Source organism: Kiloniellales bacterium, assembly GCA_030066685.1.
Classification (GTDB): Bacteria; Pseudomonadota; Alphaproteobacteria; order Kiloniellales; family JAKSBE01; genus JAKSBE01.
In genome coordinates this window covers 75,354-101,447 of the sequence record JASJBF010000028.1, presented here as the reverse complement: position 1 = coordinate 101,447, position 26,094 = coordinate 75,354, and the positions used below count along the sequence as shown (strand labels likewise).

Genomic DNA, 26,094 nt, shown 5'->3' with positions numbered 1-26,094 from the left:
TCGAAGCCGGCGTCCTTGGCGGCGACGAACTTGGCCGGGGTATTGTAGTACTTGCCGGTGAAGTCGACCCGCTTCTTGCGCTCTTCGTTGATCGACATGGAGGCGACGATGGCGTCGTACTTCTTCGCTAGAAGCGCCGGGATGATGCCGTCCCAATCCTGCTCGACCAGCTCGCACTCGCGGCCCATCTTCTCGCAGAGGGCATTGGCGATGTCGATGTCGAAGCCCTTCAGCGTGCCGTCAGCTTCCTTCCAGGAGAAGGGCGGGTAGGCACCTTCCACGCCGATCCGCAAGGCATCTTCGGCCTGCGCGACGCTCGCCAGTCCCAGCGCCAGGACGCCAGCCGCGATCGCTGCCTTGAACTTGTTGAAACGCATAGATTTTCTCCCTCTAAAGCTCTTCAAACGAAAACTGCCTCTTGCAGTCTGGTTTCGTATTCGGTGCCCTCGGCACCGGTCAGTCCCGGGTCCGCGCCAGGAACTGACGAAATCGCTCCGACCGTTGCTGGCCGAAGACTTCGGCCGGCGGGCCCTGCTCCTCGACCCGGCCTTCGTGCAGAAAAACCACGTTGTTGGAGACGTCGCGCGCAAAGCCCATCTCGTGGGTGACGACCATCATGGTCCGGCCCTCCTCGGCCAGCTGGCGCATGACCAGCAGGACCTCGCCGACCAGCTCGGGATCGAGGGCCGAGGTCGGCTCGTCGAAGAGCAAGACGTCGGGCTCCATCGCCAGGGCCCGGGCGATGGCGACGCGCTGCTGCTGGCCGCCGGAAAGGTGGGCCGGATAGTAGTCCTTGCGCTCCTGGATGCCGACCTTTTGCAGCAAGGCCTCGGCGCGCTCCCGGGCCTCGGCCCTGGGCACCTTGAGCACGTGGATCGGGGCCTCGACGACGTTCTCCAGGACCGTCATGTGGCTCCAGAGGTTGAAGCTCTGGAAAACCATGGCCAAGCGGGTGCGGATCCGCTCGACCTGCTTGCGGTCGGCGGGCTTCGTCTTGCCGTGGCGGTCGGTGACCATCTCGATGGTCTCGCCGCCCACCGTCACCCGCCCGGAGTCGGGCGTCTCCAGCAGGTTGATGCAGCGCAGGAACGTGCTCTTGCCCGAGCCGCTGGCCCCGATCATGGCGATGACATCGCCGACGTGGGCGGTGACCGAAACGCCTTTCAGGACCTCGACGGGGCCGAAGCTCTTATGGATATCTTCTGCGACGAGCGCCGCCTGTCCGTTGCGCCCCACGCACGATCACTCCCTGCCGTTATGTTCTTGCTTGGTCTTTTGCGGCAAACGGTAGTCGGCTTTTCGTCTTTGTGCAAAAGGAAATGGCGGGCCCGGAAGCTCGTCGCTTTAACCAAGACAAATCGCCGGAAAACTGTAGGTTGCGCTCTCAGGTGCGGCCGTCGTCCTTGAGGATCTCGCTGAGCCGCTTCTGCTCTTCGGCGCTGAGGGCCGACGCCGGAGCGGGCGCGGGCCCGTCGTCGCGCCGACGCTGGCGGAAATAGGCGGCGACCGCCAGGCCGCCGAGCAGCAGGATCGCGGCCGGCCCGAACCAGAGCAAGTAGGTCTGCGGCTTGAAGGGCGGGTTGAGCAGGACGAAGTCGCCGTAGCGCTCGACCAGATAGTCCAGGACCTCCCGGTCGCTGTCGCCGGCGACCAGGCGCTCACGCACCAGGACCCGGAGGTCCTTGGCCAGCTCGGCGTTGGAGGAATCGATCGACTCGTTCTGGCAGACCAGGCAGCGGATGCCCTTGGAAAGCTCGCGGGCCCGGCTCTCCAGCGCCGGATCGTCGAGGATCTCGTCCGGCTCCACCGCCGCGGCGGCCAGGGCGAAGGCCAGGATCGCCAGGGCCGCCAGCAGACCGGGCAAGAGCGGTGGAACGACGAGGCGGGTCATGGCTTGAGATCCTCGATCAGGGGCCGGATGGTTTCCTCGTAGTCTTGGAGCTGCATCGGCCCGATGTGCTGATAGCGGATCCGCCCCTCGCGATCGATCACGTAGGTCTCGGGCACCCCCGAGACGCCCCAGTCGATGCCGGTCCGGGCGTTGAGGTCGGCGCCGATCCGGCTGTAGGGGTTGCCGAGTTCGGCCAGCCAGGCGACCGCGTCGGCCGGCTTGTCCCGGTAGTTGATGGCGACCAGGTTGAGCTCGCCCTGGGCAGCCAGGTCCATCCACAACGGATGCTCGACCCGGCAAGGGATGCACCAGGAGGCGAAGAAGTTGACCAGGGTGACCTGGCCGTTCAGGTCGCCGGTCTTCAGGCCCGGAATCTCCAGGCCAGTGACCGAGGGCAGGTCGAAGTCCGGCGCCGGCTTGTCGACCATCGCCGAGGGCACCCGGCGCGGATCGCGGTCGGGTGCCAGGCCCCAGACGAAGGCACCGACCAGGACCGCGAAAACCGCGATCGGTAGCAGCAGGAGGACCCGCTTGCGCATTCCGGCGGCCCTCAGGACGCCGTGGCGGCGGCCGCGGCGGGGGCGGTCCGCCGGCGCGGCGCGCCGACCCGGAGGCGGCGGTCGCTGAGCGAGATGCAGCCGCCGAGCACCATCAGCAGGGCGCCGGCCCAGAGCCAGGGCACCAGCGGTTCGTGGTAGATCCGCACCGTCCAGCCGCCCTGGCCGTCGGAATCGCCGATCACTGCGTAGAGGTCGGAGACACCGGTGGTGTGGATCGCCGCCTCGGTGGTCGGCATCTGCTGAACCGGATAGAAGCGCTTCTCCGGGGTCAGCTCGGCGACAGACTCGCCGTCGCGGGTGACCGTGAAGCGGCCGACCTCGCTGAAGTAGTTGGGGCCGCGCAGTTCGCGCACCTCCTCGAAGCGATAGCTGTAGCCGGCGACCTCGACGGTCTCGCCCGGGCGCATGACCCGCACTTCCTCCGCCTTCCAGGCCGAGGAGGCAGTCATGCCGGCGACCGCGATCGCCATGCCGAGATGGGCGAAGGTCATGCCGTAGGCCGCCCGCGGCAGGCGCAGGGCCCGCGACAGGCTGGCCGCCGGCGAGGTGCGGAAGAGCTGCACCCGTTCGGCCCATTCGGCCAGGGTCGCGAAGAACAGCCAGGCGGCGAGGACCATGCCCAGGATCGCCAGGACCGGCCCGCCCTGCTGCAGGTACCAAGTCACCAGCCCGGCGACGAAAGTGAGGCCGGCCGCGATCTTGAGCCGGCCCAGGGCGCCGGCCAGGTCGGCCCGCTTCCAGGGCAGCAGCGGCCCGACGCCCATGGCCGCGATCAGCGGCAGGCCGAAGATCGCCGCGAAGAGGTTGAAGTAGGGCGCGCCGACCGAGATCTTGTAGTCGAAGGCCTCGGCGAAGAGCGGCGCCAGGGTGCCCAGGAAGACCGTGCCGGTGGACACCGCCAGCAGCAGGTTGTTGAGGACCAGGCCGCCCTCGCGGCTGATCGGCGCGAAGAGTCCGCCGGCCTTGAGCGCCGGCGCCCGCAGGGCAAAGAGCACCAGCGAGCCGCCGATGGCGATGCAGAGCAGCATCAGGATGAAGAGCCCGCGCTCGGGATCGGTGGCGAAGGCGTGGACCGAGGTCAACAGGCCCGAGCGGACGATGAAGGTGCCGATCAGCGACAGGGAGAAGGTCAGGATCGCCAGCAGGATGGTCCAGATCTTCAGGGCGTCGCGCTTCTCGACCACGACCGCCGAGTGCAGCAGGGCGGTGCCCATCAGCCAGGGCATGAAGGAGACGTTCTCGACCGGATCCCAGAACCACCAGCCGCCCCAGCCGAGCTCGTAGTAGGCCCACCAGCTGCCCAACGCGATGCCGCCGGTCAGGAAGAGCCAGGCGAGCAGGGTCCAGGGCCGCACCCAGCGGGCCCAGGCGGCGTCGACCCGGCCCTCGATCAGGGCCGCTACGGCGAAGGCGAAGGCGATCGAGAAGCCGACATAGCCGACGTAGAGCATGGGCGGGTGGAAGGCGAGGCCCGGGTCCTGGAGCAGGGGATTGAGGTCCTGGCCGTCCAGCGGCACCGGAAAGATCCGCTCGAAGGGGTTCGAGGTGAAGAGCGAGAAGGCCAAGAAGCCGACCGCGATCCAGGCCTGGATCGAGAGCACCCGGGCGCGCAGGGTCGGCGGCAGGTTGCCCCCGAAGGCCGCGACCGCGGCGCCGAAGAGCGCTAGGATCAGGATCCAGAGCAGCATCGAGCCCTCGTGATTGCCCCAGACCCCGGTGATCTTGTAGAGCATCGGCTTGGCCGAGTGCGAGTTCTGGGCCACGTTGGCCAGGGAGAAGTCGGAGACCACGTAGGCCTGCATCAGGGCCAGGAAGGCGGTCAGCACCAGGAGCAGCTGCAGCTGCGCCGAGGGCCGCGCCACGGCCATCCAGTTGGCCCGGCCCTGGGCCGCCCCGATCATCGGCAGGGTGCCCTGGACGACGGCCACGACCAGGGCCAGGATCAGGGCGAAGTGGCCGATTTCCGCGATCATTGGCTGCTGTCCTCCCCGCTGCCGTGGCGCCACTGGCCCGATTCCTTGAGGGCGTCGGCGACCTCCTTGGGCATGTAGTTCTCGTCGTGCTTGGCCAGGACTTCGCTGGCGGTGAAGAGCCCGTCGGGCCCCAGGGTGCCTTCGGTGACCACGCCCTGACCCTCACGGAAAAGGTCCGGCAGGATCCCGGTGTAGGACACCGAGACGCTGTTGGTCAGGTCGGTGATCCGGAAGGTCGTGGTCACGCCGTCGGCGCTGCGCTCGACCGAGCCCTCCTCGACCAGCCCGCCGAGACGGAAGGCCCGGGCCGGCGGCTGCGGCCGCTCGGCGAGGTCGCTGGGGCTATAGAAGAACACCAGGTTGTCTTCCAGGGCGGTCAGCACCAAGGCCGCGGCGCCGAAGAGCGCCAGCAGGCCGACCGAGATCATCATCAGGCGGCGGCGTTTGGGCCTCATGCCTCGACTCCTCTCTGCTCCGCCGCCGGCCGGTTTGCCTCGCCCTGGGTCTCGGCGTCCTCGCCCTCCGACTTGGGCTTGCGGGCCTCACCCCGCACGCGGCGCGCCCCGGCCGCCTCGAGGCGCGCCAGCTCGCGCTGGTTGGCGCGCAGGCGCCGCAGGGTGGCCACGACCATGATCGCCATGACCAGGAAGGTGAGGCCGAAAGCCGGCCAAACGAAGGCGGCGTAGCCACCCATGTCGAAGAACTCTGCCAAGGTTCCTCCTCGCGTCCCGTCCCGCGCCTAGAGCGGGATGATTTGAAGTCGATTGGACTTCAAATCTGAATCCCGCTCTTCTTCAACAGTTTAGAGCACGATTCAGATATGAGGTTAGTTCAACCTCATATCATCGTGCTCTAGCCGGCCGCCGCGCCCTGCAGGGACAGGGCCCGCACCCGTGCCGCCAGCAGCTCGCTTTTCATCCTGAGCAGCAGCAAGGTCAAGAAGAAGGTCATGTAGCCGGCCCCCATGGCCGCCAACGGCCAGAGCATCGCCGGATCGATCGCCGGCGCGTCCAGCCGGGTCACGCTGGCCGGCTGATGCAGGGTGTTCCACCAGTCGACCGAGAACTTGATGATCGGCACGTTGACGAAGCCGACCAGGGCCAGGATCGCCGCCGCCCGCTGGCCCCGGGCCGCGTCCTCGAAGGCATTCGAAAGCGCCATGTAGCCGAGGTAGAGGAAGAACAAGATCAGCACCGAGGTCAGGCGCGCGTCCCAGACCCACCAGGTGCCCCACATCGGCTTGCCCCAGAGCGAGCCGGTGGCCAGGGCCAGGAAGGTGAAGCCAGCGCCCAGGGGTGCGGCGGCGCGGGCGGCGATGTGCGCCAGGGGATGGCGCCAGATCAGCGCGGTCGCGCTGGCCCCGGCAATCACGGTGTAGACGAAGAGCGCCATCCAGGCGGCCGGGACGTGGACGTACATGATGCGCACGGTCTCGCCCTGCTGGTAGTCGGCCGGCGAGGCGAAAAGGCCGAGATAGAGCCCGGCGCCGAGCAGCCCGACGGTTGCCAGGAGGCTCCAGGGCAGGACGGCGTCGGCGAGCCGGGTGAAGCGGGCGGGGTTGGCGAAGCGATGCATGGCGTTTCCAGGTTCCTCCCTGATTATGGGCCTTTATCTAGGAACAACAACGCTCTGTCTCCAGACGTCATGCCGGGCTTTCACTCCACCGCCTGGCGCAGCGCTGCGGCGGCCGCCCAGGGCGTCAGCGCCAGGGCGGCGAGCAGCATGGCGCCGAGAATCAGCAGGTAGGGGCGCGCGCCCAGCTCTGCCAGCGCGGCGTCGACCGCGGCGACGCCGAAGATCAGCACCGGGATCGTCAGCGGCAGCACCAGGAGCGGGATCAGCACGCCGCCGCGGCGCGCGCCCAGGATCAGCCCGGCGCCCACGGCGCCGATCAGACTCAGCACCGGGGTGCCCAGCAGCATGGCCAGCAGCAGCACCGGCAGGGCCGCCGGATCCAGGTTGTAGAGCAGGGCGATGACCGGTGCCGCGACGATCAGCGGCAGCCCGGTGGTCAGCCAGTGGGCCAGGACCTTGGCCAGGACCACCAGCTCCATGGGCAGGGGGCCCAGGACCAGGAGCTCCAGGCTGCCGTCCTCGTAGTCGACCAGAAAGACCCGCTCCAGGGACAGCAGCATGGCCAGCAGCGCGGTCACCCAGATCACCCCCGGCCCGATGCGCGCCAGCAGGTTGGGCTCGGGGCCGACGCCGAAGGGGAAGATCCCGGCGGTCAGCACGAAGAAGAGCACGATCATCGCGGCGTCGGCCTGCTGGCGCAGGGCCAGGCGCAGGTCGCGGCCGACCAGGACCAGCCAGGGCCTCACCAGACGTACTCCAGCAGCACGGCCTCGCCCGGGTAGTCGCCCAAGGACAGGTTCTGCGCCCCCGACAGCTCCAGCACCTGATGGGTGGCGACGACGACCCGGCCGCCCCCTTGGCGATGGACGGCGATGGCCTCGGCCAGGGCCGTGGCCGAGGCGCGGTCGAGGCCGACCGTGGGCTCGTCCAGAAGCCAGAGCGGCGCCTCGGTCAGCAGCAGGCGGGCCAGGGCCAGGCGCCGCTTCTGTCCGGCCGAGAGCAGGCGGACCGGGACCTCGGCCAGGTCCTCGAGGGCGAAGCGGGCCAGCGCGGCTTCGAGACGCTCCGCCGCGGCGCCGCCGAGCCCGGCCCAGAAGGCGAGGTTCTCGCGCAGGGTCAGGACCGGCTTCACCGCGTCCAGGTGGCCGAGGAAGGCGACGCGCTCGCGGTGCTCCTCGAGCGATTTCCGGACCGGCGCGCCGTCCCAGAGCAGCTCGCCGCCGGCCGGCCGGAGCAGGCCGGCCAGGAGCCTCAGCAGGCTCGACTTGCCGCTGCCGTTGGGGCCGGTCAGCAGCAGCGCGCCGCCGGCCGGCAGCGCGAAGGACAGGCCGGAGAAGACCGCGCGGCCGCCGCGCAGGCAGACGAGGTCGCGTCCCTCGAAGAGACTCATTCGGGGGTCCGTCAGGTGCTGGGGCCTTCGGCGGAATGCGCCGGAGGGCTGGCTGGACTCATGGTCGTGTCACAAGAGAAGCCCTGGAAAGGCCGGGATATAGCAGATCACCGGCGGCGGGCCAAACCCGAGGACTGTGAGCAGAAAAAAAGAAGGCAGCGCCGCTTCTGTATCGGATAGGGATATCTGGGAGTCTTTGGCAACCCGCGGCGCCGCCGTGTCGAGGTGCCGCGGCCTTCGGGGTCGGGGCCGAAGGCCGCGGCGTTCCAGCCATTGCGGCCACGCGAGTGACCGGCTGGAGGCCTCAGACAGAGAGGGGAAGTCTCCGTGAGAATGTACTTAAGCGGCGACTGTGTCTGGAAAGGGCCTCAATTGGGGCAGAATTAAGATTTCGTTCATCTCTGTGGCAGGCGCTGCCCGGAATGCCGCCGAAGCGGCCGTCAGTCGTAGCTGCGCAGGTCGGCGATGACCTTGCCGTCGTTGGGCAGTTCGCCGGGCGCGCAGAGCGTCACCTCGCCCTTCATCTTGCAGACCTCGGCCAGGGTCTTCTCGACCGCGGCAGCCAGGCCTTCGCCGGCAGTCTCGACCTCGCAGCGCAGGGTCATGACGTCGTTCTGGCCGTCCCGCTCGACCTCCAGGCGGGCGCGCAGCAGCTCGGGATGGCGGCGCTGCACCTCGGCCACCTGCTCGGGATGGACGAAGAGGCCCTTGACCTTGGTGGTCTGGTCGGCCCGGCCCATCCAGCCCCGGATCCGGGTGTTGGTCCGGCCGCAGGCGCTCTGCCCCGGCAGCACCGCCGAGAGGTCGCCGGTGCCGAAGCGGACCAGCGGATACTCCGGGGTCAGGGTGGTCACCACGATCTCGCCGACCTCGCCCTCGGCGACCGGCTCGCCGCTGCCAGGGCGGACGATCTCAACGATGATCCCCTCGTCCAGGATCATGCCTTCGCCGACCACCTCGCCGACCGCGCTTTCGTAGGCGACCAGCCCAAGGTCCGCCGTGGCATAGCACTGCAACGCCGCAACGCCGCGTTCCCAAAGCTCCCGGCGCAGGCTGGGCGGCAAGGCGGCGCCGCCGACCAGGGCCTTGGTCAGGCTGCCGGCGTCGGCCTCGAGTTCCACCGCCTTGTCGAGCAGGACCTTCAGGAAGTCTGGCGTGCCGGTGTAGCCGTCCGGCCGCAGCTGTTCGATTGCCTGCACCTGCTGTTCGGTGTTACCGACGCCGGCTGGAATCACCGCGCAGCCCAGGGCCCGGGCGCCGCTGTGCAGGATCCAGCCGCCGGGGCTGAGGTGGTAGCCGAAGGCGTTGTGGACCACGTCGCCCTTGCGGAAGCCGGCGGCATAGAGGGACCGTGCCGCGCGCCAGTAGTCGCTGCGCGCCGCCTCCAGCTCGAAGATCGGCCCCGGCGAGGCGTAGAGCTGGGCCGCGGCGCCTGGCGGCAGGGCGGCCAGGCCGCCCAGGGGCGGCGACTTGCGCTGCAGCTCGATCAGGGTCGACTTCCGGGTCACGGGCAGCTGCGCCAGCGCTTCCCGGCTCTTGACCGCCGCCGGATCGATTCCCTCCAGAATGCGCGCGAAGCCCGGCGCCTTGGCCTTGGCTTGCGCCAGGATCTCGGGCAGGGCCGCCATCAGCGCCGCCTCGCGCAGCTCCGGCTCGCGGGTCTCCAGTCCGTCGAAATGCTCCACCCCTGTTCTCCCTACCGCGCGCCGGCCCTGCAGGGCGCCACGTGTCGCTGACGCCGGGCCGCTACCAGCCGAGCCAATCGGCCTTGCGCGGAACCTTCTGGATGCCCAGCCGTTCCATCGAGATCGCGCCGGCCGCGACCAGCTCCGCGAGATCGCCCTCGGCGCCCCCGGCCCGCCCGACATAGATCGGGATGTCGACGACGCTGCGATGGTCCTCCGCACTCCAGGTCGCCGGCAAGCAGACGCCCTCAAGGCCCAGAGGCACCCAGCCGGGCTGGCGATACATGGCGGCCTTGATGTTGGGGCCCGTGATCCCGCCCTCCCGGTCGGCCATTTCCATGGCCTCCTTCATCACGAAGACCGAGCAGATGCCGCGCAGGTAGTGCACCGTGCGGTGCTTCTTGAGGCGAGGATCGGACATCTTCGAAATCTCGCGCACCAGGTCCATGCCGGACACGGCTTCGCCCCAGGCGCCGGCGCCCATGACCCAGACGACGCCGTCCGCCGCTCCGCCGGCCGCCTGCATCACCGTCTCGTCGTAGCCCCAGACGTTGGCCAGGAACTGGGTCTCGACGCCGACCGCCGCGCAGGCCTTGAGAAGCGCGACGTTGGCGCTGGCGCCGTTGGCCAGGAAGGTGTAGTCGGCGCCGGAAGCCGCGAGCGCCATGCACTGAACCCGGAAATCGTCCGGCTCCTGGGAATAGGAGATGCTCGGCAGGACCACGAAACCCAGTTCGCGCGCGTGCGCCTCGCCGACCTGCCTGGGACCGCCGGCGTTCGCCAGGGGGTCGCCCATGTGCAGATAGCGCGGCGCGCCCGGCGCGCCCTTGGCCGCCCAGTCCTCGGCAGCCCACTGGACCAGCGCGCGCAGCGCGTCCGAGGAGGAGGGCCCGTAGAAAAAGCTGTAGGGCGCCGGTCGTTCGGTCTTGGTCCCCTTGCCGAGGGGATCGGTCAGGGCCGCCGCATAGGAGGCCGCAAAATAGGGAGTCTGGTCGGCGGCCACGGTCTCGACCAGGGCCTCGGCGTCGCCATCGACCCAGCCCAGGACGGCGACGGCGGCGTGCTGCGACTTCCACTTCGCGTAGGCCGCCTTGGCCCGCGCCACTTCGGAGCCGTAGTCGACCGACAGCAAGTCGATGGTCTTGCCGTTGACGCCGCCGTTGCGATTGATGTACTCGACGGCATCGATCTTGGCCTGGCCGTAGGCCTTGCCAGCCAGCGACCTGTGGTCGGAAAAGCTCACGAAATTGCCCACGGCGAGGCTCTCGGCAGCAAGACCGCTTGCCGCTGGTCCCGCGGCCAAGGCAGCGGCCAGCAAGGTCCGAATCCACAGCTTCATAACGACAGGTTACCCGAAGTCCGGCGGCCTGCAATCGATCAAGTTTGGGATCTTTGCCGGCCGTTCCGGGGGCGGCCTCTGCGGTACGGCCGGTCTCAGGCGAGCCAGCGCTTGCGCCGCTTGTAGTGCTTGACGTCGCGGTAGCTCTTGCGGCCGCCGGCGGAGAGCCCGAGGTAGAACTCCTTGACGTCCTCGTTCTCCTGCAAGGCCTCGGCGGTGCCGTCCAGGACGACCCGGCCGTTCTCCAGGATGTAGCCGTACTTGGCGTAGCGCAGCGCGACGTTGGTGTTCTGCTCGGCGAGCAGGATGGTGACGCCCTCCCGCTCGTTGAACAGCTTGACGATCTCGAAAATCTCCTCGACCAGCTGCGGGGCCAGGCCCATCGAGGGCTCGTCGAGCAGGATCATCTTGGGCCGGCTCATCAGGGCCCGGCCGATGGCGGTCATCTGCTGCTCGCCGCCCGAGGTGTAGCCGGCCTGGGAGCCCCGCCGCTCCTTGAGGCGCGGGAAATAGCCGTAGACCATCTCCAGGTCGCGGTCGATCGCGGCCCGGCCGTCGCGCCGGGTATAGGCCCCGGTCAGCAGGTTCTCCTCGACGGTCAGGTGCTCGAAGCAGTGCCGGCCTTCCATGACCTGGACCACGCCGCGCCGGACCAGGTCGTTGGGGGTCAGGCGGTCGACCTTGTCCCCGCCGAGCAGGATCGAGCCCTTCGTGACCTCGCCGCGCTCGGCGCGCAGCAGGTTGGAGATCGCCTTCAGGGTCGTGGTCTTGCCGGCGCCGTTGGCGCCGAGCAGCGCGACGATGCCGCCTTCCGGCACCTCCAGCGAGACGCCCTTGAGGACCAGGATGACGTGGTCGTAGATGACCTCGATGTTGTTGACCGAGAGCAACGGCGATTCGGCCGCCGGCTCCGGGGCGGACTGCAGTGCGGTGGCCGCGGGTTGGGTCATGGCGCGAGGTCTCCGCTCTGGGCGGGCCGAGACGGCGGCCGCGGCCCCCGGTCACGGGGCCGCGGCGCGCCTTCCCTTGCCTAGCTGCAGTTGCGCGGCGTGATGCCCTTCTCCTTGGCGTACTGCGCCGCCGAGGCTTCGTAGGCCGGCCGCAGCGCCGCACGGCGCGGCGAGATGAAGTCGGTGATGGCCGCCCACTTGCCGCCGTCCCACTGCTGCACCACGGCGGCGCCGCCGCCCTCGTGATCGGCGCAGGACAGCTTCACCGGCGAGAGCAGACCGGTCATCCCGGCCTTGTCGATCGTATCCTGGGTGATGTCGAGGTTCTCGAAGCCCCACTGGATCTCCTCGCCGGACAGCGGCTTCTGGCCGAACTTCGTCTGGGCGGTGCGGATCGCCTCGGTGAAGTAGAAGGTGTTCACCAGCGCCCGATTGTAGAGCACCGTGCCGATGTGCTTCGGATCGGCCAGGCCCTTGCCGTCGGCGTGCAGCTTCTTGATGTCCTCGAAGATCGGCGCGTTGGTGCCGACCCCGGTGATGTTCAGCGACTTGTAGCCCTTGGCAGCGTCACCGGCCGGCACGACGTCGGCCTCGGCCCCCGACCACCAGATCCCGATAAAGCGGTCCATGGGATAGCCGACCGCCGCGGCCTCCTTGATCGCGGTCGAGTTCATGACGCCCCAGCCCCACATGAAGACCCAGTCGGGGCGCAGCTGGCGGCCGATCTGCAGCCAGGTCGCCTTCTGCTCCAGGCCCGGATGGGCGACCGGGAAGGCCTGGAACTGGAAGCCTTCCTCCTTGGCCAAGCGCTCCAGGGTGGCGATCGGCTCCTTGCCGTAGGCGCTGTCGTGGTAGACCAGGGCGATCTTCTTGCCCTTCAGGCTGCCGCCTTCCTGCTCGTTCGCGTACTGCACCATGACGTCGGCGCCGGCCCAGTAGGTGATCGGCAGGGTGAAGACGTAGGGAAAGACCCGTCCGTCGGAGGCGTCGGCCCGCCCGTAGCCCATCGAGAGGACCGGGATGTTGTCCGCGGTGGCCCGCTCGATCAGGGCATAGGTGATGCCGGTCGAGTAGGGATTGACCACCGAGGAACCGGTCGCGCCTTTGGCCTTGAGGCGCTCGTAGCACTCGACCCCGCGGTCGTTGTTGTACTGGGTCTCGCACTCCTCCCAGGCCAGCTTGACGCCGTTGATCCCACCGTCGCGCTCGTTGACCAGCTGCAGGTAGTCGTTGAAGCCGTCGGCCAGCGGGATCCCGTTGGGGGCGTAGGGCCCGGTCCGGTAGACCAGCAGCGGCACGAACTGCTCGGCCGCCGAGGCCGGCGGGGTGACCGCCGTGCCGGCGAGCACCAGCGCGCCGACGGCAGCGAAAGCCAGTTTCCTGAGTTGCATCTCGATAAACTCCCTTGTTCCGCGAAAGCTCTTTTCTGTCTGGCGGCTTATTCCATCCAAGCTAGCACTGCCCTCCGACGGCCGCCAATCGGGGGCAGGGTGTCGACCTTCCGTCAGTAGGGGAAGGGCCAAAGGCGCAGCTTCTCCTTGCCGATCTGCCAGAGCCGGGCCAGGCCGTGCGGCTCGACGATCAGGAAGAAGATTATCAAGGCGCCGAAGATCATGAATTCCAGGTGTGAGACCATCTCCACCGACATCTGCAGCCCGATCGCAGCCGGCACGTTGTTCAGCAGGATCGGCAGCAGGACGATGAAGGCGGCGCCCAGGAAGGACCCGAGGATCGAGCCCAGGCCGCCGATGATGACCATGAAGAGGACCTGGAAGGAGCGGTCGATCTGGAAGGCCAGGGCCTCGACCGAGCCGGTGTAGACGAAGGCCCAGAGCGCGCCGGCGATGCCGATGAAGAAGGAACTGATCGCGAAGGCCGAGAGCTTGGCCCAGAGCGGCCGGATGCCGATGATCTCGGCGGCGATGTCCATGTCGCGGATCGCCATCCAGGAGCGGCCGATGGCGCTGCGGGTCAGGTTCTTGGCGACCAGCGCCAGCACCGCCACCAGGCCCAGCAGGAAGAGGTACTTGGTGATCGGCGTCGCCTCGGTGCCGGTCAGGAAGATCCCGGGCAGGACCTCGCGCGGCGGCGCCGAGATCACGCCCGAAGGGCTGTAGTTGGTCCACCAGTCGAACTTGTTGAACATCCAGACCAGGAAGAACTGCGCGGCCAGGGTCGCCACGGCCAGATAGAAGCCCTTGATCCTGAGCGAGGGGATGCCGAAGAACACACCGACCGCGGCCGAGCCGAAGCCCGCCAGCAGGAAGACGATCAGCACGTGCAGCTCGGGGAAGGCGGTCGTCAGCTTGTAGGCGAAGAAGGCGCCGCAGGCCATGAATCCGCCGGTGCCGAGGCTGAGCTGGCCGCAGTAGCCTGTCAGCAGGTTGAGCCCGATGGCGGCCAGGGAGAACACCAGGAAGGGGACGAAGATGGTCTCCAGCCAGTACTCGCCGGCCAGCGCCGGGACCCCGAGGACCGCGACCGCCAGCAGCAGGGCGATGCCGATCTGGTCCTGGCGGATCGGGAAGACCGCCTGGTCGCGGCCGTAGCTGGTCTTGAACTGGCCGGCCTCGCGGTAGAGCATCGCTCAGTACCCACTTTCAGGATTGGGTGCGTCGTCTGATTGCCGAGGCGTCTGTCCGGCCAGGAAGCGGTGCGAAAGCGATGCCCGCGCATTGGTGAGTGCCGCTGACGACGCCGGGCGGGCGCCTCGGCAACCCTGCGGGCGAGCTTTCAAGACTTTCGGACCGCGTTGCGCGGCCCTTGTGATGCCCCGCATCACGGCGGGCCACGCTCCTAACCGAAAGTCTTGAAAGCTCGTCATACGATGCACTCAATCCTGAAAGTGGGTACTAGACCCTCTCGATGATCTTTTCGCCGAACAGGCCCTGGGGCCGGAACAGCAGGAAGACCAGCGCCAGCATGTAGGCGAACCAGTCCTGGATCGCGCCGCCGAAGAGCGGCCCGATGAAGACCTCTGCGAGCTGCTCGCCCGCACCGATGATCAGCCCGCCGATGATCGCCCCGGGGATCGAGGTGAAGCCGCCCAGGATCAGCACCGGCAGGGCCTTGAGCGCGATCAGGGCCAGGGAGAACTGCACCCCGGCCTTGCTGCCCCACATGATGCCGGCGACCAGGGCCACGATGCCGGCGACCGACCAGACGATCGCCCAGATGGTCTTGAGCGGGATGCCGACCGAGAGCGCCGCCTGGTGGTCGTCGGCGACCGCCCGCAGGGCCCGGCCGATCCGGGTGTAGTGGAAGAAGACCGCCAGCCCGACCACCAGCACCGCCCCGACCAGGGCGGCGACCAGGTCGAAGGCGTTGACCAGGATGCCGCCCTCGAAGACGCCTTGAAGGACGAAGAGCGGCTGCTTGGGGATGCCGATGTCGAGCACCTTGACGTCGGAGCCCCAGAGGGTCTGGCCGAAGCCGTCGAGGAAGTAGAAGATCCCGATGGTCGCCATGAAGAGGATGATGTGCGGCTGGTTGACCAGGGGCCGCAGGACCACCCGCTCGACCACCACCGCCAGCAGCACCATGACCCCGGCCGTGACCATGAAGGCCAGGGTCCAATGCAGGCCCATCTCGATGAAGCCGACCATGGTCAGGGCCGCGAAGAGCACCAGCGAGCCCTGGGCGAAGTTGAAGATCCCGGAAGCCTTGAAGATCAGAACGAAACCGAGCGCCACCAGGGCATACATGACGCCCTGCAGCAGGCCCGCGATCAGCACCTCGAGGAAGTAAGACCAGGCGAAGAAGACCGAGGAATTGACCGCGGCCAGGCCCTGCAGGCCGAGGCCGATGACGGCGATGATCAGCGGCAGCGCGAGCAGCCACAGGGTGAGCGGACGGGCCAGGACTGCGTTCATGGCTTTACCTCAGGGCCTCCGGGTCAATGGCTGACGCCAAGATAGGCGTCGATGACGTCCGGGTTGCCGCGCACCTCGTCCGGCGGGCCGTCGGCCAGCTTGCGGCCGTAGTCGAGGACCACGACCCGGTCCGAGATGTCCATCACCACACCCATGTCGTGCTCGATCAAAGCGATGGTGGTGCCGAACTCGTCGTTGACGTCGAGAATGAAGCGGCACATGTCCTCCTTCTCCTCGACGTTCATGCCGGCCATGGGTTCGTCGAGCAGCAGCAGGTCCGGCTCCATGGCCAGTGCCCGACCCAGCTCGACCCGCTTCTGCAGGCCGTAGGGCAGGCGGCCCACCGGGGTCTTGCGGATCGCCTGGATCTCGAGGAAGTCGATGATCCGCTCGACCGCCTCGCGATGGGCGATCTCCTCCCTCTGGGCCGGCCCGTAGTAGAGCGCCTGCCAGAGGAGGTTGCGCTTCATCTTCAGGAGCCGCCCGGTCATCAGGTTGTCCAGGGTGCTCATGCCCTTGAACAGCGCGATGTTCTGGAAGGTCCGGGCGATGCCGAGCTTGGCCGCGACGTGCGGGCGCATGCGCCGGAAGGTCGTGCCCTTGAAGGAGACCTTGCCCTTCTGCGGCTGGTAGAAGCCGTTGATCACGTTGAGCATCGAGGACTTGCCGGCACCGTTGGGGCCGATGATCGCCAGGATCTCATGCTCGCGGATCTCGAAGCTGATGTTCGCGAGCGCGTTGACGCCGCCGAAGGAGAGGCTGATGTCGTCGACGCTCAGCAGGACTTCGCCGAGCCGCTTGGGCGCCGGCGCCTCTTGGCTCTCCGTTTCCAGGGTCGCGGTCGCTGGCTCCATCAGGGGCTCCATCCGGGCGTCATCAGCTGGCCATCTTCATCGCCGGGTAGGTCTTCGCCTCCACGATCCGCAGGTCTGCCGAGAGCCTGCCGGTGCGGCCGTCCTCGAAGGTCACTTGGGTCTCGATGAAGGCGTGATCCGCGCCGCCGTAGAGCGCGTCGATCAGCGGCTCGTAGCGGTCGGCGATGATCCGGCGCCGCACCTTGCGAGTCCGGGTCAGCTCGCCGTCGTCTGGGTCGAGCTCCTTGTGCAGGATCAGGAAGCGTCGGATCTGGGTCCCGGCCAACTGCGGGTCGGCGGCGAGGTCCTGATTGACCTGCTCGACGTGAACCTTGATCGTCTCGTAGACCTGCTCGTTGGCGGCGAGCTCCTGGTAGCTGGCGTAGGGCACGTTGTTGCGTTCCGCCCAGCTGCCGACCGCTTCCAGGTCGATGTTGATGAAGGCGGTCACGTAGTCGCGCTCGTGGCCGAAGGTCACGACCTCCTTCACCTCAGGGAAGAACTTGAGCTTGTTCTCCAGGTACTTGGGCGCGAAGAGGCTGCCGCCGCTGAGCCGGCCGACGTCCTTCGCGCGGTCGATGATCCGCAGGTGCCCCTCCTCGGTGAAGAGGCCGGCGTCGCCGGTGTGGACCCAGCCTTCCGGGGTCTTGGCCTCGGCGGTCGCCTCCGGGTTCTTGAAGTACTCCTGGAACACCCCGGGCGAGCGGAACAGGACTTCGCCGTCCTCCGCCAGCCTGATCTCCACGTCGGGCGCGGGCCGGCCAACGGTGTCGGCCCGGATCTCGCCGTCGGGCTGCAGGGTCACGAAGACGCTGGCCTCGGTCATGCCGTAGAGCTGCTTCAGGTTGATCCCCAGCGAGCGGTAGAAGTCGAAGATGTCCGGGCCGATGGCCTCGCCCGCGGTGTAGGCGACGTGCACCCGGCTGAGGCCCAGGCGGTTCTTTAGGGGGCCGTAGACCAGGACCTCGCCCAGGGCGTAGAGCAGGCGATCGGCCGCGGAGACCGGCTGGCGGTCGAGGATCCGGGTGCCGACCCGCCGCGCCACGGCCATGAAGGCGTGGAACATATTGCGCTTGATCCAGCCGGCATCGGCCATGCGGATCATCACCGTGGTCAGGATGTTCTCGAAGATCCGCGGCGGCGCGAAAAAGAAGGTCGGGCCCAGCTCGTTCAGGTCGTGCATGACCGTAGCGCTGGACTCCGGGCAGCTGACGCAGAACCCGGCGCAGTAGCTCTGGCCGTAGGAAAAGATGTGGTCGCCGACCCAGGCCATGGGCAAATAGGCCAGCATCTCCTCCTTGTCCGACAGGCGGTCGAAGTCGATGGCGTTCTGCGCGGTCCGGATCACGTTCTCGAAGGACAGCACGACGCCCTTGGGCTGGCCGGTGGTGCCGGAGGTGTAGAGGATGATCGAGATGTCCGCGCCCTGGCCCTTGCCGACCTCGCCGGCGAGGAACTCGGGGTTTGCGCGGTCGTGCTCCCGGCCCTGCGCCAGGACGTCGTCGTAGGCCGAGAGGAAGTCCTGCTTGTAGTGGCGCAGGCCCCGGGAATCGTCGTAGACGACGGTCTCCAGGCGGGGACAGCGCTCCCTGATCTCGAGCAGCTTGTCGACCTGCTCCTGGTCCTCGGCGAGGGCGAAGCGGGCCTCGGCGTGGTCCAGGACGTAGGCCATCTCCTCGGCGACCGCGTCCTGGTACATCGGCACAGGGACGCCGCCCAGGCACTGGGCCGCGACCATGGTCCAGTAGAGCCGAGGCCGGTTGTCGCCGATGATCGCAATCTTGTCGCCGCGCCGGAAGCCCAGGGCCGCCAGCCCGCAGGCCAGCGCCCGGACCTCCCGCTCCACCTCGGACCAGGTCCAGGCCTGCCAGATGCCGAGATCCTTCTCGCGCATCGCCGGCTGGGCGCCCCGGTCGCGGGCGTTCCTCAGCAGCAGCTTCGGAAAGGTGTCCTGGTCCTGGTCGGCCGGGACGCTGGCCTCCGGGCGGGACTCTGCCATCACGCGAGTTCCGCGACGGCAACGGCCACGCGACGCCCGCGAGGGAGCGAGGGTCGCGAACCCGGATCGGACGCAATAAGAGCGGGCGCAGCCAAAGCTGCCATCGTTGACGCCTCCCTGGGCCGGTTCTCGTTGCGTTTCGTTGTCTTTGCCGGCTGGTCTTGTGTAAGGCAATCGCCCTGCCAAGGCAACGGCATTCCCGCGCTGGCTAAGTGGTTATGGGCACGCGCCTCGGCGGCATCCCGGGCAATACTGTCGGGCGCCGAGCGCGGCTTAGGCAGATCCTTAACGAAACCCCGTATCTTCCAGGCTATCACGAGTAACGAAAGGCGCGGCCGCCGGCCTGCGCTCAATATATCGAGGCTTCTGACGGCGGATCCGATGAGACAGACACGCAAACGCGTGGGAAGCCCGGCCTACCTGTACACATTGCTTTACGTTGCGGCCCTCCTGCTGGCGCCAGCCCGGCTTCCCGCCGCCGAGGCCGACGATCGCCTGAAGATCCCCTTCGCGCCGGAAATCGGGGTCGCGCGTCACTTCGAGATCACCCGCAGCCGACAGCGCAGCGACGGCCGGGGACTGGCGCGCATCCTGGAGGTCCGGAGCCGCGCCCGGCTGACCCCGCTGGAGCGGAACCCGGCCGGCTACCTTTACCGCTTCGAGATTACCGAGACCGAGGCGACCGCGCCGGGCTCGACCAAGCCGGGCCTGGACCGCCTGCTGAGCCGCCTCGCCGCGCTGATCACCGGCGTGCCCCTGGTCTACCAGGCCGATTCAAGCGGCGCGCCCCGGCGTCTGGTCAACGCCCGCGAGGTGCGCCAGGCCTTCCGCGGCATGCTGAGCGAGCTGCAGGGCCTGGTGCGGCGCCTGACCCAGGCCGGGGTGATCTCTCCGGTGGAGCGCGCCAACGTGGAAGCCAACGTGCGGGACATCCTCGGCACCCTGGCGAGCCTTCCCGAGGAAGAGCTGGGCCGCAGCGTCCTGAAGGAGGTCGCGCTCCTCTTCGCCGCCGGCGGTCACGGTCTCGCGATCGGCCGCTTCGAAGCCTTCGCGCCGCATCTCGGCCCACGCGCGGCCGGGCGTGTCATGGACGCCGAGGCCCGGCGCGGCGTGACTTCGATCGACGCGGTCAAACGGCAGGCCGTGGTCGAGGTCCGCGTCGTCTACGACCAGGCGCAGATCGGCGCCGCGGTCGCGCGCCTGACGGAGCGGCTGGCCGGGAACGGCGGCGAGCAGCACGAGGGAGCGTCCGACCCGCCGGAGGCAGAGAGCTTCCGGGTCACCGAGTCCGGACGCTACCTGATCGATCTGCGCGACGGCCAGCCGATCGCCCTGCATCACCGGCGGACCACGGCCGTCGGCGCGCAGCGCCTGGTTGAGGTGACCCGGATCGGCCGGATTCGGCCGTGAACCCTGCCGCCTGGCGCGGGGTGGCATCGCGATCCGGCAGGCCGCGGCATCTGGACAGACGCCGCCGTCTGCTCCATCTTGCGGCGCAGCAAAGGGCCCAGGCCGCCGAAGGCTCATGCACGGCGTCTCCAGCGATTGCCTCCCTTTCGGGTCGCGCGACCCGGGGGAAGTCGAGGGCACGCCGACGGCCGGCTTGAAGGCCCGCAGGAGAGATCAACCGGAAGCTGGGAGGACCAGGGCCGTGACCGCCGGGACCGACACCCTGAAGACGCGCCAGACGCTGAGCGTCGGCGGGAAAGACTACGACTACTATAGCCTGAAGGCGGCCGAGGAGGCCGGCCTGGGCGACCTGTCCCGACTGCCCTTCTCCTTGAAGGTCTTGCTGGAGAACCTGCTGCGCTACGAGGACGGCCGCTCGGTCACGGTCGAGGACATCAAGGCCCTGGCCGGCTGGACCCAGGAGCGCCGGGCCAACCGGGAGATCGCCTACCGCCCGGCCCGAGTCCTGATGCAGGACTTCACCGGGGTGCCGGCGGTGGTCGACCTGGCCTCGATGCGCAACGCGATGGAGGAGCTGGGCGGCGACCCGCGGCTGATCAACCCGCTGTCGCCGGTCGACCTGGTGATCGACCACTCGGTCATGGTCGACTACTTCGGCGGCAAGGACTCCTTCGAGAAGAACGTCGAGATGGAGTTCGAGCGCAACGGCGAGCGCTATGCCTTCCTGCGCTGGGGCCAGACCGCCTTCGACAACTTCCGCGTCGTGCCGCCGGGCACCGGCATCTGCCACCAGGTGAACCTGGAGTACCTGGCCCAGGTGGTCTGGACCAAGGATGAGAACGGCAAGACCCTCGCCTATCCCGACACCCTGGTCGGCACCGACAGCCACACCACCATGGTCAACGGCCTGGCGGTCCTGGGCTGGGGCGTCGGCGGCATCGAGGCCGAGGCCGCGATGCTGGGCCAGCCGGTCACCATGCTGATACCCGAGGTGGTCGGCTTCAAGCTGAACGGCGCGCTCAAGGAAGGCGCCACCGCGACCGACCTGGTCCTGACCGTGACCCAGATGCTCCGCGCCAAGGGCGTGGTCGGCAAGTTCGTCGAGTTCTACGGTCCCGGGCTCGACCACCTGAGCCTGGCCGACCAGGCGACCATCTCCAACATGGCGCCGGAGTACGGCGCGACCTGCGGCTTCTTCCCAGTCGACGAGGAGACCCTGCGCTACCTCCGCTTCACCGGCCGCGACGAGGACCGCATCGCGCTGGTCGAGGCCTACGCCAAGGCCCAGGGCATGTGGCGCGATGCCGACACCCCGGACCCGGTCTTCACCGACACGCTGGAGCTCGACCTGGGCACGGTCGAGCCCTCGCTCGCCGGTCCCAAGCGGCCGCAGGACAAGATCCTGCTGTCCAAGGCCGCCCAGGCCTTCACCGAGGACGCCCTCAAGGAGTTCACCGGCACGCCGGGGCGCAGCGTCTCGGTGCCGGTCCGCGACGCCAACTACCAGCTCTCCGACGGCGACGTCGTAATCGCCGCGATCACGAGCTGCACCAACACCTCGAACCCCAGCGTCCTGGTCGCCGCCGGCTTGGTGGCCCAGAAGGCGCGGGCTCGCGGCCTGACGGTCAAGCCCTGGGTCAAGACCTCCTTCGCGCCCGGCTCCCAGGTGGTGACCGACTACCTCGAGGCCTCGGGCCTGCAGACCGACCTCGATGCCCTCGGCTTCGACCTGGTCGGCTACGGCTGCACCACCTGCATCGGCAACTCGGGGCCCCTGCCCGAGCCCATCGCCGAGGCCATCGAGCAGGGCGACCTGGTCTGCAGCGCCGTGCTCTCGGGCAACCGCAACTTCGAAGGCCGGGTCAATCCGCACACCCGGGCCAACTACCTGGCCTCGCCGCCGCTGGTCGTGGCCTATGCCCTGGCCGGCTCGATGAAGCTCGACCTGATGACCGACCCCATCGGGACCGACGGCGAGGGCCACCCGGTCCTGCTGAAGGACATCTGGCCGACGAACCAGGAGATCCGCGAGGTGGTCGACAAGGTCGTCACCCGCGAGATGTTCGAGAGCCGCTACGCCGACGTCTTCGAGGGCCCCGAGCAGTGGCAGGAGATCTCGACCAAGGCCTCCATGACCTACGACTGGGAGGATGCCAGCACCTACGTGCGCTTCCCGCCCTTCTTCGAGGACATCACGCCGGAGCCCGACGCCCTGGCCGACATCGCCGGCGCCCGGGTCCTGGCCAAGCTGCCGGACTCCATCACCACCGACCACATCTCGCCCGCGGGCGCGATCAAGAAGGAGAGCCCGGCCGGCGACTACTTGCTGGAGCACCAGGTCCGGCCGCTGGAGTTCAACTCCTACGGCTCGCGCCGCGGCAACCACGAGGTCATGATGCGCGGCACCTTCGCCAACATTCGCATCCGCAACGAGATGACCCCCGGCATCGAGGGCGGCGTGACCGTGCACCATCCCTCGGGCGAGCAGCTGGCGATCTACGACGCGGCCATGCGCTACAAGGAAGAGGGCGTGCCCCTGGTGGTCATCGGCGGCAAGGAGTACGGCACCGGCTCCTCGCGCGACTGGGCCGCCAAGGGCACCCGCCTGCTCGGGATCAAGGCGGTGATCGTCGAGAGCTTCGAGCGCATCCACCGCTCCAACCTGGTCGGCATGGGCGTGCTGCCCCTGCAGTTCAAGGACGGCCAGAGCCGCGAGACCCTGGAGCTGACCGGCGAGGAGACCGTCGACATCACGGGCATCGAAGGCGGCATCACCCCGCGCATGGACGTCGCCTGCAGGATCCACCGCCCGGACGGCTCGAGCGAGGACATCACCCTGCTCTGCCGCATCGATACCGCCGACGAGGTCGAGTACTACCGCCACGGCGGCATCCTGCACTACGTGCTGCGGAACCTGCGGAGCCAGGCGGCCTAACGCTGATTTTGCAGGTTTCGGAGCTACACCCCCGCCTCGGCCCGCGCGCAGCGCCGCGCGGGTTGGGAGGGGGTGAAACTCCGATTTGTAGAAATGAGCACTATCCTGGCTCAGCCCTCGGCTACAAGGGTCTCGATCCGGCCGCGGTCGAGGCGCCAGAGTTCGTCCTGGCTTTCCGAGAGGTTCATGGTCTCCTCCCGGGTCAGGCCGGCGTAGCGGCCGCGCAGGACCCGCGAGACCATGCCGTGGCAGACGACGATGAGCTCGGCCTCGGCCGGCTGTTCGGCCAGCCAGGCGCCGACCCGGCGGTCGAGGAGGGCGTAGCTCTCGCCTCCGGGCGCCTGCCAGTCCCAGCGGTCGGCCGCGCGCCGGGCCCAGAAACCTGGGTCCTCGGCCTCGATCTCCGCCATGGTCCGCCCCTCCAGGCTGCCGAAGCCGTGCTCCTTCAGGCGCTCGTCGAAGGCGATGGCGCGCGGGTCGAGTCCCAGGCCGCCGGCGACGATCACCGCCGACTGCCAGGCCCGGCCCAGGGGGCTGGCGACCAGGGTGAAGCGGCCGGGATCTTCGATCTCGCGGGCCAGGGTCGCGGCGTTGGCCCGCACCTGGTCGAGGCCGCGCGGGGTGAGTGGCGAATCCGCCTGGCCCTGGATGCGCCGCTCGCCGTTCCAGACCGTCTCGCCATGCCGGATCACGTAGATCGTCACGCCCGCCCTCCTGCCCACGGGTCCGCGGCAATCCGCCACGTTCCGGTCTCACTCTAAGTTGATTTCGAGTTGAGGGCCCAGGCGGATTACCTTCGTGCCATGCAAACTCCCGCCATCTCCCTGCCGCGCCTGGGCCTGGCCCTGGCCGGCGCGGCGCTCCTTGCGGTCGGCCTGGCCGCGGGGCAACCCGAATCCGCCCCCCGGCCCCAAGTCGCCGCCGCCAGCGAGAACCTTGGCGGGCCCGTGGTGGTCGAGCTCTACACCTCCCAGGGCTGCAGCTCCTGCCCGCCGGCGGACGCCTTCCTGGGCGAGCTCGCCATGTGGCCGGGGGTCATCGCGCTGGGCTTCCACGTCGACTACTGGGACTACATCGGCTGGAAGGACCGCTTCGCCAAGCCCGCCTACACCCAGAGGCAGAAGTCCTATCAGCGCAGCTTCGCCAGCCGCTACGTCTACACCCCGCAAATGGTGATCGACGGCCGCGACCATGCCGTCGGCTCCCGCCGCGGCGAGGTCGAGGACAAGATCGCTGAGGCGCGCGGCCGTAAGAAGGTCGTCGAGGTCAGCTTCGAAAGCACCGACGGCGGCCGGGTCGTGATCCCGGCCGGGCCGGCGCCAAGGGCCGGCGCCGACGTCTGGCTCGCGGTCTACGACAAGGAGCACGAGACCGAGATCGGCCGGGGCGAGAACTCGGGCCGGACCCTGAAGGACTTCAACGTGGTCCGGGAGCTGCAGCACCTCGGCTATTGGAGCGGCGAGGCCCTGACCATCCCGCTGGCCCTGGACGCCGCCGCGGCGCGCGGCCGCTCCGGCTGCGCGGTGATCGTCCAGCACCGCGAGACCAAGGAGGTCCTCGGTGCCGGCGTGATGCGGGTTGAGGAGCTGATTGGCGGGTGAGGGCAGGGAACCCGAAGTCGAAGGCCGTCTAGCCCGCCTCGTCGCCGCTTGATTCGCTCTCCCCGGCAGTTGCCGCCGTATCCGGCGCCAGCCCGCGCGCGACCGCGGCCGAGAGACGGCGCGAGAAGGCGGCGGGATCGGGCAGGTTTTCGCCTTCCATGATCAGGGCCTGGTCGAGCAGCAGGTGGCCGACCTCCTCGAGCTCCGCCGCAGCGCCGTTGGCCGCGACCCGTGCCGAGAGCGCGGCGATCAGGGGATGGCGCGGGTTGATCTCGAGGATCCGCTTGAAGCTCTGCGAGATCTGCTGGTGCTGGCGCAGCAGACGCTCCAGGTGCATGTCCATGTCGCCCTCGTCGGCGACCAGGCAGACCGGGCTCTCGGTCAGCCGCTCCGAGGCGCGGACGTCCTTGACCTGATCCTTCAAGGTCAGGCGCAGGAAGGCGATCATCGCCTCCAGGCCCGGCGTCTCGGCCGCCGGCTCCGACGCCGCCTCCGCCTTCTTCTCTTCGCCCGCAACCTTGTCCAGGTCGAGCGCGCCCTGAGTCGCCGAGCGGAAGGGCTTGTCCTTGTAGCTCTGCAGCGCCGGGACCCAGAACTCGTCGACCGGGTCGGTCAGCAGCAGCACTTCGACCCCGCGCGCGCGGAAGCCCTCGAGCTGCGGCGAGCGGGCCAGGGCCTCGAGGTCGTCGCCGGTGATGAAGTAGATCGCGTCCTGGCCCTCCTTCATCCGGGACAGGTAGTCGTCCAGGCTGCTCAGCCCCTCCTGGTGGGTCGAGCGGACCCGCAGCAGGGGCAGCAGCTCGTCGCGCCGGCCGCCGTCCTCGTAGAGGCCCTCCTTCAGGACCGCGCCGAAGGCGGACCAGAACCTCTCGTAGTCCTCGGCGTCGGCCTCGGACCGCTTCTTTAGGTCAGCCAGGACCCGCTTGACGATGGCGCCGCGGATCTTCGCCAGCAGCGGGTTGTTCTGCAGCATCTCGCGGCTGATGTTCAGCGGCAGGTCCTCGGAGTCGACCACGCCCCTGAGGAAGCGCAGGTAGGGCGGGATGAGCTCTTCGCAGTCGTCGGTGATGAAGACTCGCTTCACGTAGAGCTTCACGCCGTGCTTGCGCTCCGGCTGGAAGAGGTCGAAGGGCGGCTGCGAAGGAATGAACAGCAGGCCGGTGTACTCGACCACGCCCTCGGCCTTGAAGTGGGCCCTGAGCCAGGGCTCGTCGAAGGCGTGGGCGACGTGGTGGTAGAACTCCACGTACTGCTCCTCGGTGATCTCCGACTTGGGCCGGCGCCAGAGCGCCGAGGCGGTGTTGAGGTTCTCCGCCTCACCGGTCAGGCGGATCGGCACCGCGACGTGATCGGAGTAGGTCTTGACGATGCGGCGCAGGCGCTCCGGCTCCAGGTATTCCTTCTGGTCGGATTTGAGCTGCAGGGTGATCCGGGTGCCCCGGGCCGGCGCGTCGTCGCTCTCGCCGACCGTGAAGTCCCCCTTGCCGTCCGACTGCCAGCGCCAGGCCGCGGTCTCGCCGGCGCGCCGGGTGTCGACGGTGACCGCCTCGGCGACCATGAAGGCCGAATAGAAGCCAACGCCGAACTGGCCGATCTGGTTGATGTCGGCGCTCTTGTCATCGAGCCGCTGCAGGAAGGCGGCGGTGCCGGAGCGGGCGATGGTGCCCAGGTTCTCGACCAGCTCGTCGCGGCTCATGCCCAGGCCGTTGTCCGCGATGACCAGGGCGCCGGCCTCCTTGTCGACGCTGAGGGTGATCGCGAAGTCCGGGTCCTCGGCGGTCAGGCCGGGCTCGGTCAAAGCAAGGTAGCGCAGCCGGTCGCAGGCGTCGGAAGCGTTGGAGACCAGCTCGCGCAGAAAGATCTCGCTGTTGGAATAGAGGGCACCGGCGACGATCTCGAGCAGCCGGCTAACCTCGGCTTGGAAGGCATGTGTCTGTTCCGACATCGTTTTCCCGCTGAAGGGCCCGGCGTTCCGCTGTGGCTTCGCGGCGGAAACCCGGGCAAATCGGTGGACGCAAAGGGATCTGTGGGCTGATATGTATCAAGGTGCCGCACCCTTC

At 68.6% G+C, this 26,094-nt stretch carries 23 protein-coding genes; 3 read left to right on the top strand and 20 right to left on the bottom strand.

The genetic code is table 11. The features are described from left to right. The 18 genes from QNJ30_16520 to QNJ30_16435 all read right to left on the bottom strand — a co-directional run. On the bottom strand, positions 1–377 hold a 377-nt coding region (locus QNJ30_16520), incomplete at its 3' end, for a transporter substrate-binding domain-containing protein (GenBank protein ID MDJ0945074.1). Positions 378–456: 79 nt separating this feature from the next. Further along, positions 457–1,236 (bottom strand): ATP-binding cassette domain-containing protein, encoded by a 780-nt coding sequence (locus QNJ30_16515; protein ID MDJ0945073.1) that lies wholly within the window; start codon positions 1,234–1,236, stop codon positions 457–459. Positions 1,237–1,384: 148 nt separating this feature from the next. After that, positions 1,385–1,891 carry a cytochrome c-type biogenesis protein CcmH gene (locus QNJ30_16510; GenBank protein ID MDJ0945072.1) on the bottom strand — a complete coding sequence of 169 codons (507 nt, stop codon included), beginning with the start codon at positions 1,889–1,891 and terminating at the stop codon, positions 1,385–1,387. Continuing rightward, positions 1,888–2,430 carry a DsbE family thiol:disulfide interchange protein gene (locus tag QNJ30_16505; GenBank protein ID MDJ0945071.1) on the bottom strand — a complete coding sequence of 181 codons (543 nt, stop codon included), beginning with the start codon at positions 2,428–2,430 and terminating at the stop codon, positions 1,888–1,890. The genes QNJ30_16510 and QNJ30_16505 overlap by 4 nt, the downstream gene beginning before the upstream one ends. Positions 2,431–2,441: 11 nt before the next feature. Further along, positions 2,442–4,424 (bottom strand): heme lyase CcmF/NrfE family subunit, encoded by a 1,983-nt coding sequence (locus tag QNJ30_16500; protein MDJ0945070.1) that lies wholly within the window; start codon positions 4,422–4,424, stop codon positions 2,442–2,444. Next, positions 4,421–4,879 carry a cytochrome c maturation protein CcmE gene (ccmE, locus tag QNJ30_16495; protein ID MDJ0945069.1) on the bottom strand — a complete coding sequence of 153 codons (459 nt, stop codon included), beginning with the start codon at positions 4,877–4,879 and terminating at the stop codon, positions 4,421–4,423. The genes QNJ30_16500 and ccmE overlap by 4 nt, the downstream gene beginning before the upstream one ends. Beyond that, positions 4,876–5,136: a heme exporter protein CcmD gene (gene ccmD / locus QNJ30_16490; GenBank protein MDJ0945068.1), complete on the bottom strand. Its 261-nt coding sequence runs from the start codon at positions 5,134–5,136 to the stop codon at positions 4,876–4,878. The genes ccmE and ccmD overlap by 4 nt, the downstream gene beginning before the upstream one ends. Positions 5,137–5,276: 140 nt before the next feature. Further along, positions 5,277–5,999: a heme ABC transporter permease gene (locus QNJ30_16485; GenBank protein ID MDJ0945067.1), complete on the bottom strand. Its 723-nt coding sequence runs from the start codon at positions 5,997–5,999 to the stop codon at positions 5,277–5,279. Between the two features lie 80 nt (positions 6,000–6,079). Continuing rightward, positions 6,080–6,745, bottom strand: a complete 666-nt coding sequence (ccmB, locus tag QNJ30_16480; GenBank protein MDJ0945066.1) for a heme exporter protein CcmB — start codon at positions 6,743–6,745, stop codon at positions 6,080–6,082. Continuing rightward, positions 6,742–7,389 carry a heme ABC exporter ATP-binding protein CcmA gene (gene ccmA, locus QNJ30_16475; protein ID MDJ0945065.1) on the bottom strand — a complete coding sequence of 216 codons (648 nt, stop codon included), beginning with the start codon at positions 7,387–7,389 and terminating at the stop codon, positions 6,742–6,744. Before ccmA ends, ccmB begins: the two co-directional genes overlap by 4 nt. 440 nt (positions 7,390–7,829) lie before the next feature. Beyond that, entirely contained in the window at positions 7,830–9,074 is a 1,245-nt protein-coding gene (locus QNJ30_16470) for an AMP-binding protein (GenBank protein MDJ0945064.1), read from the bottom strand. A gap of 61 nt (positions 9,075–9,135) precedes the next feature. Continuing rightward, positions 9,136–10,329, bottom strand: coding sequence for an ABC transporter substrate-binding protein (locus QNJ30_16465; protein ID MDJ0945063.1), 1,194 nt, complete (start codon positions 10,327–10,329; stop codon positions 9,136–9,138). A gap of 179 nt (positions 10,330–10,508) precedes the next feature. Then, a complete protein-coding gene (locus QNJ30_16460; protein ID MDJ0945062.1) occupies positions 10,509–11,363 on the bottom strand; it encodes an ABC transporter ATP-binding protein in 855 nt (284 codons plus the stop codon). A gap of 80 nt (positions 11,364–11,443) precedes the next feature. After that, positions 11,444–12,754 (bottom strand): ABC transporter substrate-binding protein, encoded by a 1,311-nt coding sequence (locus QNJ30_16455; GenBank protein MDJ0945061.1) that lies wholly within the window; start codon positions 12,752–12,754, stop codon positions 11,444–11,446. Positions 12,755–12,867: 113 nt separating this feature from the next. Beyond that, on the bottom strand, positions 12,868–13,947 hold the full coding sequence (locus QNJ30_16450) for a branched-chain amino acid ABC transporter permease (protein ID MDJ0945060.1): 1,080 nt from the start codon (positions 13,945–13,947) through the stop codon (positions 12,868–12,870). A 268-nt stretch (positions 13,948–14,215) separates the two neighbouring features. Then, complete coding sequence (locus QNJ30_16445; GenBank protein MDJ0945059.1) at positions 14,216–15,235, bottom strand: branched-chain amino acid ABC transporter permease; 1,020 nt, start codon at positions 15,233–15,235, stop codon at positions 14,216–14,218. Positions 15,236–15,258: 23 nt separating this feature from the next. After that, positions 15,259–16,089, bottom strand: a complete 831-nt coding sequence (locus QNJ30_16440) for an ABC transporter ATP-binding protein (protein ID MDJ0945058.1) — start codon at positions 16,087–16,089, stop codon at positions 15,259–15,261. Positions 16,090–16,111: 22 nt separating this feature from the next. Further along, the gene (locus QNJ30_16435) at positions 16,112–18,088 is read right to left on the bottom strand and encodes an AMP-binding protein (protein ID MDJ0945057.1); all 1,977 of its coding nucleotides are present in this window, start codon (positions 18,086–18,088) and stop codon (positions 16,112–16,114) included. A gap of 381 nt (positions 18,089–18,469) precedes the next feature. Here QNJ30_16435 and QNJ30_16430 point away from each other — a divergent pair, with 381 nt between their 5' ends. Both QNJ30_16430 and acnA read left to right on the top strand, forming a co-directional pair. Then, positions 18,470–19,498 (top strand): hypothetical protein, encoded by a 1,029-nt coding sequence (locus tag QNJ30_16430; GenBank protein MDJ0945056.1) that lies wholly within the window; start codon positions 18,470–18,472, stop codon positions 19,496–19,498. Between the two features lie 241 nt (positions 19,499–19,739). Beyond that, positions 19,740–22,433: an aconitate hydratase AcnA gene (gene acnA / locus QNJ30_16425; protein MDJ0945055.1), complete on the top strand. Its 2,694-nt coding sequence runs from the start codon at positions 19,740–19,742 to the stop codon at positions 22,431–22,433. 110 nt (positions 22,434–22,543) lie between these two features. On the opposite strand, the gene QNJ30_16420 is transcribed toward acnA, so the two are convergent. Continuing rightward, positions 22,544–23,137: a histidine phosphatase family protein gene (locus QNJ30_16420; GenBank protein ID MDJ0945054.1), complete on the bottom strand. Its 594-nt coding sequence runs from the start codon at positions 23,135–23,137 to the stop codon at positions 22,544–22,546. 99 nt (positions 23,138–23,236) lie between these two features. Here QNJ30_16420 and QNJ30_16415 point away from each other — a divergent pair, with 99 nt between their 5' ends. Next, on the top strand, positions 23,237–24,034 hold the full coding sequence (locus QNJ30_16415) for a DUF1223 domain-containing protein (GenBank protein MDJ0945053.1): 798 nt from the start codon (positions 23,237–23,239) through the stop codon (positions 24,032–24,034). A gap of 28 nt (positions 24,035–24,062) precedes the next feature. On the opposite strand, the gene htpG is transcribed toward QNJ30_16415, so the two are convergent. Further along, positions 24,063–25,979: a molecular chaperone HtpG gene (gene htpG, locus QNJ30_16410; GenBank protein ID MDJ0945052.1), complete on the bottom strand. Its 1,917-nt coding sequence runs from the start codon at positions 25,977–25,979 to the stop codon at positions 24,063–24,065. Positions 25,980–26,094 lie beyond the last annotated feature (115 nt).